The sequence below is a fragment of the uncultured Campylobacter sp. genome (assembly GCF_937959485.1).
GTDB lineage: Bacteria > Campylobacterota > Campylobacteria > Campylobacterales > Campylobacteraceae > Campylobacter_B.
In genome coordinates this window covers 163,232-177,735 of the sequence record NZ_CALGPY010000004.1, presented here as the reverse complement: position 1 = coordinate 177,735, position 14,504 = coordinate 163,232, and the positions used below count along the sequence as shown (strand labels likewise).

7 protein-coding genes are annotated in these 14,504 nt (G+C 48.6%); 5 read left to right on the top strand and 2 right to left on the bottom strand.

All coding sequences use genetic code 11. From position 1 onward, the window contains the following. Nucleotides 1-37: 37 nt before the first annotated feature. Nucleotides 38-2,092 carry an ATP-dependent helicase gene (locus Q0380_RS01505; RefSeq protein ID WP_298959294.1) on the bottom strand — a complete coding sequence of 685 codons (2,055 nt, stop codon included), beginning with the start codon at nucleotides 2,090-2,092 and terminating at the stop codon, nucleotides 38-40. A 41-nt stretch (nucleotides 2,093-2,133) separates the two neighbouring features. Between Q0380_RS01505 and Q0380_RS01500 the strand changes: the two genes are divergently transcribed. The 3 genes from Q0380_RS01500 to Q0380_RS01490 all read left to right on the top strand — a co-directional run bounded on the left by Q0380_RS01500 (nucleotide 2,134) and on the right by Q0380_RS01490 (nucleotide 12,773). Then, nucleotides 2,134-5,730, top strand: a complete 3,597-nt coding sequence (locus tag Q0380_RS01500) for a transglycosylase domain-containing protein (RefSeq protein ID WP_298959291.1) — start codon at nucleotides 2,134-2,136, stop codon at nucleotides 5,728-5,730. A 47-nt stretch (nucleotides 5,731-5,777) separates the two neighbouring features. Then, nucleotides 5,778-10,946 (top strand): alpha-2-macroglobulin family protein, encoded by a 5,169-nt coding sequence (locus tag Q0380_RS01495; protein WP_298959288.1) that lies wholly within the window; start codon nucleotides 5,778-5,780, stop codon nucleotides 10,944-10,946. 270 nt (nucleotides 10,947-11,216) lie between these two features. Beyond that, the gene (locus tag Q0380_RS01490) at nucleotides 11,217-12,773 is read left to right on the top strand and encodes a flavocytochrome c (RefSeq protein ID WP_298959285.1); all 1,557 of its coding nucleotides are present in this window, start codon (nucleotides 11,217-11,219) and stop codon (nucleotides 12,771-12,773) included. 109 nt (nucleotides 12,774-12,882) lie between these two features. Here the strand turns inward: Q0380_RS01490 and Q0380_RS01485 are convergent, their stop codons facing one another. Further along, complete coding sequence (locus Q0380_RS01485) at nucleotides 12,883-13,152, bottom strand: hypothetical protein (RefSeq protein ID WP_298959282.1); 270 nt, start codon at nucleotides 13,150-13,152, stop codon at nucleotides 12,883-12,885. Nucleotides 13,153-13,323: 171 nt separating this feature from the next. Here Q0380_RS01485 and Q0380_RS01480 point away from each other — a divergent pair, with 171 nt between their 5' ends. After that, on the top strand, nucleotides 13,324-14,085 hold the full coding sequence (locus tag Q0380_RS01480) for an EFR1 family ferrodoxin (protein ID WP_298959279.1): 762 nt from the start codon (nucleotides 13,324-13,326) through the stop codon (nucleotides 14,083-14,085). Between the two features lie 146 nt (nucleotides 14,086-14,231). Then, nucleotides 14,232-14,363 carry a hypothetical protein gene (locus Q0380_RS01475; protein WP_298959276.1) on the top strand — a complete coding sequence of 44 codons (132 nt, stop codon included), beginning with the start codon at nucleotides 14,232-14,234 and terminating at the stop codon, nucleotides 14,361-14,363. The last annotated feature ends 141 nt before the right edge of the window (nucleotides 14,364-14,504 follow it).

Sequence of the window (14,504 nt, the reverse complement as noted above, 5' to 3'; positions counted from 1 at the left end):
AAAATGAAATTTAAAATTTAGCGAGCAAAATTCTGCCTTATTTTACCAGCCCCGCTTCCCTTAAAAAGCAGCTCGGCTCATAATTAATTTTTCTGATCTTATCAAATTTCGCGTAGCTTAGCACCAGCTCGTCGCGCGCTCTGGTGACCGCTACGTAAAAGAGCCGCCGCTCCTCCTCCAGGCTGCCGCCCATCGCCATTAGCTTGAGGTTTGGGAAGCGGTTTTGCGCCAGATCGATGAGATAGACGCTGCAAAACTCAAGCCCCTTGCTTGCGTGCACGCTGAGCAGATTTACCCCCTTGCCCTCGCTCATCTCCTTTGCGCCCAGAGTTATGAAGTTATAAAAGCTCTGCGGATCCGCGTATTTGCCCGCGATCTGCTCTAAAATTCCGCATTTATCGTAAATGCGAGCGGTCTCGTCCTTCTTGCGATCCTCGTCTATCTTGCCGTTTTTCAGCGTCGCGCGTTTCGTCGCGATGAAATCCGCCACGAGCGCGAAAAGGCGCGAGTTTTTGATCTGCGAGATCAGCGTGGCAGACCTTGCAACGGAGCCGCTTTTTTTGAAAATTTTATAAATTTCGTGTAAAAACACTGCACCGCCTTCGGTGATTTTATTATGTTTTAGCACCGGATGCGAGCGAAAAAACTCGTCAAATTCCAAAGCCTCAAAGCGCGATACCGAGCCGATTATATCGACATCGTCAAAAAGCCCGAGCTGATAGTTTTTTCTCTTTTTTTCAAAAATTTTAACGCTCTCGTCGGGGCGTAAAAGCCCTGCGTGAATGCTTCCGTGCCCAAGCGCGATCAGCGCATCGAAAAGCTCCTTGCTTAGCGCGCTGCCGACGCCTCTTGCGTATTCGCACGTACTCATAAAGGCCATCATATCTTTTGGGTTTATTATCATCGCAAAGATGTCCGTAAAGGCCTTGATTTCGCGGCTTTCAAAAAAGCTCACGCCGCCTTTTCGCTTCGCACCGATGCCGAGCTCCTTAAGCGCAACCTCGACGCCGTCGGCGCTGGAGTTGTTGCGAAAGATGACGGCGATCTTTTCGCGCGGCACTCCGTTTTGCGCGATCTGTGCGGCTACGTGAGCGTATTGCGCCGCCGTATCGTCGTAAACATGCAGCCTAGGCGCGCTAAATTTTCCCTCGCGGCCCACGATCAGCTTCTTTTCGTAAAGGCGCGGATTGTTCGCGATGACGCGGTTTGCAAGCGCCAAAATCGCCGAGCTTGAGCGGTAGTTGATGTTCAGCGCGTAAATTTTAGCGTCCGCAAAGCGCTTGCCGAAGCTTCCGATGATGTCGATGTTCGCGCCGTTGAAGGCGTAGATGCTCTGATCGAAATCGCCGACGCAAAAAAGGCTTTTCGTCGCAAAGGCATCGATGAGGCTTCCTTGCAGCGAGTTCGTGTCTTGATACTCGTCCACTAAAATTTCATCAAATCGCAGCGGCGCGCCCTTTTGCAGCTCACGGCGCATCTTTAGCAAGACGTCGTTGAAATCGGCGTAATTAAATTTCGTTTTTTCCTCCTCGAACTCGCGCAAAATATCTGCGTAAATTTCGGCAAATTCCGCCTGATCCTCGTAGTTTTTGCTAAACCACGTCGCAAAATCCGCGCTCATCTCCTTGTTTTGATACAGAGAGTACACGTCGTATAGATACGCCCCGCCGTAGGGGCGCGCGTCGCTTACGTGATAAAATTTGCGCTTTTCTACGAGGCTTTTTAGCAGCGTCTTGAGCTCGGCGGGCTGCTTTAGGATCACGCCTTTGTCCAGCTCGCGAAGTAGGGCGTAGGATACGGCGTGGAAGGTGCCCGCGACGATTGCGGAGGTGATTTTTTTATCAAAATGCCGCTGCAGCCTCGCTATCATCTCGCTCGCAGCCTTGTTCGTAAAAGTAAGAAGCAAAATTTTTCTAGGGCTCGTGCCGAGATTTAGCAGATGAGCGATGCGCGCGACGATGGTGCTGGTTTTGCCCGTGCCCGCGCTTGCGATTACTAAATTGTGCCCCGCAGGAGCGGTTGCGGCGGCGTATTGTTCGGTATTTAGCTTAGCTAGAGCGTCCAAGATTATTCCTTTGTAAAAAGGCGCCATTATAGCCTAAAATCATTAAAATTCTTTGATATAATTGCGCGATGAAATTTTTAAAATTTATGTTAAAAATCGCGCTATTTTGCGCATTTGCATTCGCTCTGTTTTTGATCCTAGACGCGCTTTATCCGCTAAATTTGGATATGCTAAATAAGCAGAAGAGTAGAATTTTATATGACCGAAACGGCGAAATTTTAAATATGCAGATCAGCGACGATCAAATTTGGCGCTTCTACGCAGCCGCAGACGAAATACCGTCGCGGCTGAAACAAAGCGCGATCTACTTTGAAGATCGCTATTTTTACTACCATTTCGGCGTCAATCCAGCCTCGATTTTGCGCGCGGCTACGTATAATTTTACACAAAATTTTACTAAAAAAAGCGAGGGCAACGTCGAGCGCGTCGGAGCCTCCACGATCACGATGCAGGTCGCGCGTATGATGCGCCCCAAACAGCGCAGCTACAAGAACAAAATCATCGAAATTTTCAATGCCTTTCAGCTTGAGTGGCACTTCAGCAAGGATGAAATTTTAGGAATGTATTTCAACCTCGCCCCATACGGCGGCAATATCGAGGGGGTCAAAACCGCGGCGTATTTTTACTTCAAAAAGGACCTGCGCGAGCTTAGCAACGCTCAAATCGCGCTTCTTAGCGTGATCCCAAAAAACCCGAACAAAAACCGCCTAGACCGCAGATCAAACATCAACGCGCTTAAAAACCGCCTAATTTCGCAGTTGCGAGAGGGCGGCGTGATCTCGCAAAGCGAGTATGAGCGAGCCCTCGCAGAGCCGTTTTCGCCCAGACGCTACGCAGCGCCCAATTACGCGCCGCATTACGCGCTGTTAGCGTTTAACAATTATAAAATGCAGAATTTTACCGCCAAAGATGACGTAAATTTCACTCAAAATTTAGAGCAGGGCGGCACGCCCGGCGCGACGACAGGGCAAGTAAACTCGTCTACACGCCGAACCGCGGCGGGGGCAGAGTCAAATTTTTCGGATGCGGCTAGTGTCGAAACAAATTTTACGACTGCGGCGAAGGTTGGGACGAATTTATCAAGCGTCGCAAACACGCAGGCGGGGGTGGATTTGAAAGAAATGAATCCCAAAGAGGCGGATTTTAAAACTAATGCGCCGAAAAGTTTAAATTTAGGCGGAACGAGCTTAAATTTAAACGAGCGCGAAGGCGTAGAATCACAGGCGGGCGCAAAATCGAATGAATCAAAAAGCGTAAAACCAAATGAACGAGAGGGCGCAAATTTGTATAAACGGCGAGATTTCATTGATGCCGCCCATCCGTCGCAAAATACTCAAAGTCTAAATTTAAACGAGCAACGAGCCACTGCGTATTCGCCGCAGAATTTTAGCGCAGATACGGAAGGGCAAACCGAGTATTTGCCGCAAAATCCGAATGCGGATATGAATTTAAACAAGCGGCAGAATGTCACCGATGCTGCACATCCGTACCAAGACCCGCGAAATTCGCAAAATCTAAATTTAAATAATCGGCAAGATACCGCGCATTTGCCGCAAAATTTTAGCGCAGATACAAGCTCTAGCGAGCGGTCGAGCGCAAATTTTAGTGCGCAGGCAAATTCCATTTCAGACGCTAGTGCGCAGACGGATTTCGCTTCGTCGAACGCTAATGCTCAGACAGATTCTACTCCGGGCGCCAAAATACAGACAAATTCCGTTTCAGGCGCCAAATCGCGGGCAAATTTCGCTTCGGACACTAAGGCGCAAATAAATTCCGATCTAAACGCCAAGGCGTGGGGAAATTCCGCAGGCTTCGAAGCGAGCGCGCAGTCAATGAAGCAAACTGCGCTAGCGCAGGAGCTTGCGCGTCTAAACGAGGGTAAAATTTATTCGAGTTTGGATCTTAAAACCCAGATCGCGCTTGAGGGTTTTTTGAAAAGCGGGATCCTCTCTCTACGCGATAAGGGCGTTAGAAACGGCGCTGCGGTGCTGATCGACAACGAAAGCATGAGGGTGATCGCTTACGTCGGCAGCCACGATTTTAGCGCTAATGAGGGGCAAAACGACGGCGTGCGCTCGCAAAAAAACGTAGGCTCGACGCTCAAGCCCTTCATCTACGCCAAAGCCCTTGAGCGCGGGCTTATCACCCCTTCAAAGAAGCTGATCGACGCGCCGATAACCTTCGCAGGCTACGTTCCTCGCAACTACAATCAGGGGTTTTTGGGCGCGGTTAGTGCTACGGACGCGCTAAGTCTTAGCCTAAATATCCCCGCGGTGAAGCTAAATTTGATGCTTGGTGACGACGGGCTGTATGAGATGCTATCAAACGTGCATCTGGCGGAGTTTAGCAAGGATTATTACGGCGCAGGTATCGCGCTTGGCAGTATTTCGATGAGTCTAATGGATCTTAGCCGCCTTTACAGCGCGTTTGCAAACGGCGGTAAGCTGCGGAAGCTCGAAATAGCGGGCGCAAAGATCGGCGACGATGCTAAAATTTTAACCCCGCAGAGCGCCTACATCGTAACGCAGATGTTAAGAAACGCTCCGCGCTCCTATCTCGGCTCGGTGTGGCAAAACACCCTAAACGCGCCGCCGTTGATGTTTAAAACGGGTACGAGCGCCGATGCGCGCGATCTCTATACGGTCGCGCTCACGCCTAAATTTACCCTCGGCGTCTGGCTGGGAAATTTCGACGGCTCCAAGACTAGGGATCTTAGCGGCGGCGTGAGTGCGGCAAAAGTGGCGTTTAATATGTTTGCTTTCCTCGATAAATCGGGCATGCTGGGCGAGGCGGAGTTTGCGCGTCCCGCGGGCGTGAGCTTTCGGCGAGTGTGCACCGACGCGTACCGCGAAAAGGAGTGCGCTCAAAGCGCCGATGATCTTACGATCGATGGAGTTGAGCCCAACGAGGAGTGCGAAATTTACGGCACGAGCGAGCTTTTTTATCTGCTAAAACACGGCCTAGTCGATCCGCAAAAGGTGCGCACAGGAAGGTGCGCGGCTAAATTTGCCGCTGTAAGGCCCGTGCTAAACGATATCAACGCCAAAACCTACGAGACCGGCGCGGACGGCTTTTTGCGGCTTAAAGTGCAGTGCACGGCGGTTTTCGGCGAGCGGGTATATATCAGGCTAAGCGGCGGTTCGCGGGAGTTTATAGCGCTAAATTCCACTGCGTTTACGGGGGAGAATTCCGCGGATTTGGATTCCAAGCATTCTAGCGCGGCGCAGCAAGATAATTTAAAGCAAAATTTTGCAGCACAAAATTCTATGCTACAAAATTCAGCGCCACAGAATTTAAAATCACAAAATCTTACGAAGCAAAATTCTGTAGAGTGGAATTTTATAGCTAAAAATCCAGCCACACGGAATTTGGCGTCGCAAAATTCTATCTTGCAAAATTCTACAGAGCAGAATTCGGAGGCTCAAGATTTCACAGCGAAAAATTTTACGGATCGAAATTCCTCGCAGCAAAATTTTGTGGCACGCGATTTCACCACGCAAAGCCTAGCGCCTGCAAATTCTAAAGTTAAAACGGGAGAATATTTTGCGCGCACTAACGGTGAGGCTTTTACGCTAAGTCTTGGAGCAGGGGATTTCGAGCTTGGCTGCTTGGACGAAAATGCAAATTTCGCTAAAGCAAATTTTAGAGTAAATGAAAGAAAATAAAAGGTTAATTTGTATATAATTTCGTAAAATTTTTGCAAAGGAATTTTATGAAGACAAAACTACTAAACGCAGCGCTATTTTGCGCTTTGGCTAGCTTTGCCGCAGGCGTAGAGATCAAATACGCTAGCGGGGCTTACGAGATTAGCGGGGTGGACGGCAGTGGATTTAGCGTCACGCAAAAGCAGATCTTAAAATGCACTCCCAAAATCACGGGCACCTACGAAAGCGTGAGCGAGAGCTCAATCAGGCTTTATCCAAAGCCGATGCTTAGCGCCGGGGTTAATTATTCGTGCGAGGTGCGCGGGGTGCGCTTTGAGTTCGAGACAGAGCCTTTTAGCACCGAGCATATCGCGCTTCTGCGTCCGGGGTTAGTGGCAATTAAATTTAACGATGCGGTTAGCAAGGACGCGCTACAGCAAGCGACTAGAATTTACCGCGCGCAGAATTTAGCCCAAAACGATATATCCTATGAGCTTAGCTCGCACGATGATCGGAATTTTTTATTCAGCTTCGATCCTAAGGCGCAAAACGTCGTATTGCAAATAGAATCCCTCACCTCAAAAGCGGGCGCAAAGCTGCAAAATCCGGTGGAGCTGCGCACGGACGAGGAGCCTTTTAACGACAGCATTAACGCTTCAAATTTAAGCGGCGTGCAGATCCGCCCTGCGGCTCTAAAAGACGGCTCACTCGCGGCTAGAGTGTGTTTTCCTAACTATATGGACGAGCTGTCCGCTAAATACGTAAGAATCGCAGGCGTGAGTAAATTTAGCCTCACTCAGCCGCGATATTATTATTACGACGAAAATGAAGAGGGCGGCGAAAGCGACGATCCTTCATGCTACTACTATGCAGATATAGTAAGCGACGAGTTTATGCCGAATAAAAGCTACGAGATTAGGCTGCTAAAGGGCTTCGGAGATAGCTCATATATCTTGCGTGACGAGATAAAACAAAGCGTAAAAATGGGCGACAGGCTGCCTTTCGTAGCCTTTAGCGACGAGAAAAATTTTATCCCAAAATCCGCTTCGTTGGCATTTAAAAGCTCAAACGTAAATGAGGTTAAAATTTCGATTGCCAAAGTCCCTGAGCAAAATTTTAGGTATTTTTTAAACTTTGAAAGCAACGAAGATAGTGTAGGTGGGTTAGCTAGCGAGATCGCGGTTAAGAGCTTTGATATAGGAGGCGCTAAAAACGCCGTTGCGGAGCATAAAATCGCGATGGATTTTAAAGGCTACGAGGATGGAATTTATAAAATCACGGCGTTTTATAAAGTGGGCGAAAAGATGCAAGAGGTTTCGCGCGTAGCCTATCTTAGCGACATTACGGCTCAAGTGGTGCTGCTTGAGCGCGGTGCGCTCGTTTATACTTCTAGGCTTAGTAATGGCGAGGAGCTAAGCAGAGCGAAGGTTAAAATTTACAGCGATAAAAACGAGCTAATCGTAGAGGATAAAACGGACGGAGATGGAATTTTAAGATTAGAAAATATGGAAATTCTAGCCAAAAATCCGCGCTCTATCGAGATTAGTAAAGGCGATGAACATGCGTTCGTGCTATTTAATAACGCCGTAGCAAGCGTCGAGAAAACGATTACTGCAAAGCGTCCGTTCGTTTATCTTGCAAGCGAGCTGATAAGTCCGAACGAGCGGCTTTTAGGCACGATCGTGATGAAAAATCGCGATTTTAGCTCTTTAAAAAATACGCCGATTAAATTTAAAATTTACGATCCTAGCGGCACTGTGGTCATCACGCGCGCGCAAAACACCGATGAGTTCGGCAGCGTTAAAATAGACGAGCTGATGGGCGAGAAAAGCGGCACTTACCGCCTGGATCTCATCTATGAGGACAAAATCATCGCTTCTAAAAGCTTCAGCGTAGAAAATTTCGTCCCAAACCGCATCAAAAATGAAATTCTCACTGCCAAAGACGAATATGGCGCGGATGAGATCATCACACTAAAGCTAAGCTCAAACTATCTTGCAGGCGCGCCGGCTGGAGATTTGAAAGGCTCGCTGGAAGCAAACGCCTATGAAAAAGAGCTAAAAATTAAAGGCTACGAGGGCTTTTCGTTTCTAAACGATCGCTTAAAGAAAAATGGCGCTACGCAGCTTCGCAGGGCAGAATTTACGCTAAGCTCCGCCGGCAAAAAAGAGCTTGCACTCTCGCCGGCAGCAGCTGATTTAAATGTCTCTAACGCCATAAATATTCTACTAAATTTCAGCGTAACCGAGGAGGGCAAAAACGTAAGCGCATATCGCAGCCTGAGCTATCTGCCTTATGATCGTATCGTAGGAATTCGCGCGAACAAAGATTTCATATCAAGCGGCGATAGCGTAAAATTCGGCTTTGCGCTACTAGATTCCAAAACTAAAACCGACGTCAAAGGCAAGATCGACGTTGAAATTTACCGAGACGATTTTACTTACGTTTATGACGGCAACAGATACGTCGAGCAAGAAAGCTTTAATCTCGTAAGCGCCGTTAGCACCGATGCGCGCGAGTTTGAGTACAAATTCCAAAACGGTGGCAATTATCTAATCGTCGCAAACGATTACTCAAGCGGCGCAAGTGCTGGCGTGCGCGTGGATGTAAGCGGCTGGGGATATTATGGACGGGTAAACGCTAAAGATGTGCAAAGCGCTAAAATCAAACTCGCAAGCGACAAGGTTAAAGCCGGAGATAAAATTAAAGGCGTCATCAATTCTCCGGTAGAAAGCGGCGTGCTAAATATCTCGCTCGTGGGCGAGCAGGTTTACGACTATAAAATTCTATCCATAAAAGGCGGTAGCGCGGAATTTGAGCTTAGCGTGCCGGAGAATTTCGTCGGCGGACACATCAACGCTGTAATCGCGCGCGCCGCGACACCCGCTGCGATGCCGCTTAGAGCCTATGTAAACGTGCCGGTGGCGCTAGATGCGAGCTCACACAAGGCTAACGTGCAAATCCTAGCCGAGAAAAGCTACAAAAACGGGCAAAACGCGCAGATCAGCGTAAAAAGCGAGCCAAATTCCAAGGTCATACTCTATGCAGTCGATCTTGGAATTTTAGATATCGTCTCACAAGAGGAGCTTGATGCATTTAAGGCGTTTGACGTTAGCGCGTATTTTGCGCTGCGGTACTTCGACATTTACGACGATCTTAGCGTGTATCAAACTACTGCTAAAGAGCTAAGCTTCGGCGGCGACGGCGTGATGGCGAAAGCTAAACGGAATTTAAGCCCGGTCGAAAACAAAAAGCAGAAAAAATTTATCAAAATGCTGATCGCAAAAGCGGATGCAAACGGCGAGGCGAAATTTGAGCTTGCGATGCCGAAAAATTTTAACTCCACGATCCGACTAAGCGCCATGGCTATCGGAGAGGCGGCTACGATCGGCTCGGCAAACGTCGAAGCCAAGGTCCGAGACGACGTGATCATAAAGCCCGCCGATCTAACCTACATGGTACGCGGCGATGAGATTTCCGTGCCGCTGACGCTCATCAACACCACCGATAAGGAGCAAAAGACGGTCTTGAAGGTCAGCTCATCTCCTTCGGTCGCTATAAGTGGCGGCGAGGCAAATTTCACGCTCAAACCGCTTGAGGTCAAGCATACGAACTTCACCGCGAGCGCGCTTGATATTGCGGATGCGAACATTAAATTTGATCTTGACGCAAACGGGCAGAAATTTAGTAGCGATGTGGAATTTGACGTAATCAGCCAGTTCCCGCGCTCGAAGCTATTTCACGTAAGCTATGGCGATAAGCCGGTAACTCTAAAAATCGATCCGAGCTATAAAGAAATTTATACTCACGTTAGCGCTACGCCTAATGCTTTTAGCCTAGCGGACGAGCTATATCTCTATCCTTACGGCTGCACCGAACAGCTTGCTTCAAGAATGATAGCGGTTGATTATGTCGCACGCAAAGACTCCAATAAAACCTTAACCAACCGCGTAAATGAGTATGCGAGTAGAATTCTATCTCGCCTCAAACCTAACGGCGATTTTGGATACTGGAACGCTCACGGCGTTACTAACTACTACGCTTCAATTTACGCAAGCGACGTTTTGCTAGAGCTTGACGCGCGCTATAAATTCCTTAGCAATAAGCAAAGATCGCTAATTTTTAGCGCGCTAAAATCAAGCTACAAAGATCAGGATACGCTCCGCATATACGCGGATTTCGTGCTAGATCAATACGGCAAGCTCGATGATGATGAGATAAATTTCATTTACGACAACGATCTTTATAAAGACTCGCCGATGGCTAGTATCGCCTTGGCTGCGATACTTAAAAAGCACAATATGACGACTGAGTTTGAATTTATGCTCGAAAAAATAGATGAGGCGAATTACGATTACGCTGATAACGGAGCAGGTTTAACATTTGCTAGCGATGTAAGAGATGCTGCCTTTAAGCTCTATGCATTCGGCAAAGTTGGCATCAAAGATGATAGCACGGCTCGCACGGTCGATGCGATCATTCGCGATCTAAAAAATATAAACAACACGCAGGAGCGAGCAAGCGTAATACGCGGATTTGATGCGTATTTTAAGGATTCGAAAAAAGAAGCCCATTTTGCATTAAAATACGACGGCGAGGCGAAAAATTTCAATTCGCCGCTGGATACCAAACTCGCGGTTAAGGACGGCGCGATGGAATTTACGCCGATGAGCGGCAATGGCGAGCTATTTTTTACCGCTCTTGGCTTTGGATATGAAAGCGCGCCTTTAAAGCATGAAGCTTTGAGCATACAGAGTCTAAACGCTCATTCTATGGATAGCAAGAGGATTGAAATTTATCGTGAATTTATAGATGCTCGCGGCAACATAGTCGATCTAAACAAGCTTAAAGTAGGGCAGAAAATTTACTCTAAGATCAGCTGGCGAGCGAATTATTATCTTTATAATTTCGTAATCGATGAGGCGATGCCTAGCTGCTTTGAAGCAGTCAATGAGCGCCTAGGTTCGGCTGCGCAGGCTAGAGTCGAGGGCATGCAAGACAGCGTGGCATTAGAACACACGGAGTATCTGTATGACCGAGTGCTTCGCTTCCCAAAAAGCGGCTATTTTTACTACGATCCACGAGACGGAGAGAATAGCAGCGGCGTCATCTACACTCCGATAAACGTGATTATGGCAGGTTCGTGCGCGCTTCCTGCGATCTCTATCGAGGATATGCAATACGAGCAGGTAAATAACTACGATCTGCAAACGCTTAAATTTAAGGTCGCTCGCTAAGGCGTAGCGGCTTTAAAGCTCGGCGCGGATTTTGCATTAATTGCGATTTTCGCGCCGAGTGCGCTTTTGCGTTCACAAGCATTTTGAAACGAGCGTCTGATAAAATTTTAAAATTTCAATCCCGCTCGCCCGCCGAATTTCAAAATTTTATATCAACGCCCATATTTCATAGCTTTTTACTATCTATTTATAACGTTATTCTATTTGACTTACATTTAAATTCGAGTTATCATTTCTTTTAAATATACACTTTCAATTAAAGGAGTTGTAATGCAAAAGCATGATGTATCAAGACGTAGTTTTTTAAAGATTAGCGCAGTGGGTGCGGGGGCGCTTGCGCTGGGATCTAGTAGCGCGTACGCGGCACAAAACGCCAAGGACATCAAATTTGACGAGGAATACGACATCGTCATCATCGGCACCGGTTTTGCAGGGCTTGCCGCGGCGATTAAAGCTAGCGGGCGCGGCAAAAAGGTGCTAGTGCTTGAAAAGATGGGTCGTGCGGGCGGAAATTCCGTCATCAACGGCGGAAATATGGCGGCTCCGATGAATAAATTTCAAGTAGCGCAGGGCATCAAAGACAGCAAGGAGCTTTTTATAGCCGATGCCGTAAAAGACGGGCTCGGGCTTAACCACACCGATCTTTTAGGCGTGATGTTTGATCGCAGCAACGATGCGGTGGATCTTTTGGTGGGCTGCGGGGCGGAATTTAGCGACAAGCTGATCTTTGAGAGCGGCCACAGCGTCGCAAGAAGCTTGCAATCGACCAACGGCTCAGGTTCGGGCTACATCCAGCCGATGATGGGCAAACTTCAAAACGATCCTAATGTCACGATCAAAACTCGCACGAAATTTGACGATTTCATCGTGGATGACAGCGGCCGCGTCGTGGGCGTAGAAGCTCGCGAAGAGTATAAATTTGATCCGAAACTCTTTAGCGACGATTTAGAAAATAAAAGCGGCGAGAAAAAGAGCTATAAAGCCAAAGACGGCGTTTTGCTAGCTTCGGGTGGATACGGACGCGATCTATGGTACCGCCAGATCCAAGATCCGCGCGTAGTGCCTAGCATAGATAGCACCAACCATCCGGGAAGCTCGGCAGGAGCGATGCTTGCGGCAAACAGAATCGGCGCATTTACCCTTCTTACGTCGTGGATTCAGTTCCTTCCATATTGCTCGCCAGATGAGAAGGGCTTCGGCGCTGCGGTAAATTTCACCAACCACTGCTGCAACACCTACGGTCTTACCGTCGGTCCAAAGACGGGAAAGCGCTTTATGGACGAGCACGCAGGGCGCAAGATCAAGGCAGACGCTTGCTTTAAGGTTATCGGCGAGAGTGAGAAAAACGATAACTATCCAGTAAACGTCTGCGACTCCCAAGCCGTCGCCGCGCGTAACCCGGTTTATACTTCAAGGCCTCTAGAAGCGGGCGTCGTGAAAAAATTTGACACGCTAGAGGAGCTTGCGAAGGCTTACAATCTGCCGCTGGAGCCGTTTTTAAAGACCGTCGCGGATTATAACTCTTACGTCAAAGCGGGCAAAGATCCGGAATTCGGCAAAGTAGTCGATAAGCTGGACGGCATCGACGTTTCCAAGCCGCCGTTTTACGCAAGTCGCACGATGCCGAAGGTGCACCATACGATGGGCGGACTTGAGATCAACACCAAAGCCCAGGTCATCTCTAGCCTTACTCACGAGCCGATCCCGGGGCTTTGGGCTGCGGGCGAGGTAACCGGCGGCGTGCACGGTGCGAGCAGGCTCGGAACCTACGCAATCCTTGATTGTATGGTTTTCGGAATGATCGCGGGCGAAACAATCGGGGCTTAAATTTAGCGCCTGCGAAATTTCGGCACGAAGTAGCCATACATGCTTTGCGCCGAAACGCTTGATGTACGAAGGACTCACGCGAAGTAGGACACAGCACAATCCGTAAATCCTACGTAGAGCGGCGGCAGGGTCTGTCGCGGTTTACAAGGCTAGGTACGTGAAGCAGTAAAATGCGTACAGCATAAAAGGCTTTGTTGCCCAAGTCGTAACGCCTAAGGACGAGAGTGCGTTCGCCGCCCGCGGCGGCGCGACGGTAAAATTTCAAATCATAAAATTTTAAAATTTCATAACGCGGAAGTTTTAAATTTTGTAGCGCCAAAACTCTGCGGCGTCGCCCGAGTCTGCGCTGCGTAAGCCCTGTTTTGTGCGTATCGCGCACACTAGGTAAAAGCTAAATTTAAACGCCGCTTTTATGACGCCGTAGCGGCATGAGTGCACGATCAAATTTTAAAATTTCATGCGCATTTTGCGTAAAATTTCATCTATTTAACAATCAACGACGCTAAATTTCGCTAAAATTCGTCACATAAAGTACGCTTGGGGGGTGGGCATGATAGCGATCTATTTTAGCGCCACGGGCAACACGAAACACTACGTGGATAGGCTCATCGCTCATCTTGGCGGCGTTTGCGTCTCGATCGAGAGCAAGGCTTGCAATGAGCTTTTAAAGCACCACAATGACGTCATTTTGGCATATCCCGTCTATTTTAGCGACCTACCGCGTATCGTGCGCGACTTCCTCTACCAAAACGGCGCGAGCTTTAGCGGCAAAAACGTATTCATCCTCGCTACGATGGAGATTTTCAGCGGCGACGGGGCAGGGTGCGCGGCTAGAGTTTTAAAACAATTCGGCGCAAACATAACGGGCGGCGCTCATATCAAAATGCCCGCGTTCATCCTCGATGTGGCGATTTTTAGCTACTCGCAAGCGAAAAACGAGCGCATAATCAAAGAGGCGGACGCTAAAGTCAGACGCGTTGCGAAGGCGCTTATCGCAGGCCGTCCGCCGCAAGAGGGGCTAGGTGCGCTTTGTCGTATCGCAGGGTTTTTAGGACAGCGGCTTTGGATGAAAATTTGGGACAAAAGCCCCTTTGCTAAGCGCAAGCCGAGCCTCGATCCATCGCGATGCAGCGGCTGCGGGGCTTGCGTCAAACCCTGCCCGATGCGAAACATAAAGCTCGCTTGCAAAAAGGCGCAATTCGGCGATGAGTGCACGCTTTGCTACAGGTGCGTAAATATATGCGAGCGCAGAGCGATTACGATCCTAGGCAGGGCGAAAAATTTAGAAAAGTCCATCCCTGCGGACTTGTGAGGGCGAGCTCATACCTCGCAAGCTAACAATCAATCAAATGCGTAAAAACGGGCGAGGAAATTTTACTTTTTGATAGCACTGCGCACGGCTAAAGCGCGACGTTTCGCGACAAGCTCGATGCAGAAAAAGTAGCCCGTCGCTATATAGTGAAATTTAATCTGCCGCCGTGCAAGATCCTCGTAAAATTTGGCTACAGCACCCACTACGGATACGGGACAGACGAGCGTGGTAGGGTCATACTAATAAACGGCGGGGCTGCCTTGCGTAGCAAGAGGTAAGGCAAACGGCTTTGATTATATCGCCGTAAGCTGCAAGAGAGAGGTGGGCAAAAAGACAAAATTTCGCTTATGTAGGCGGCCTTAAATCTCAGTCCGTCTTTTTTGCTCCGTATTTCAATTTTACTTGGTCGTTAGATACTC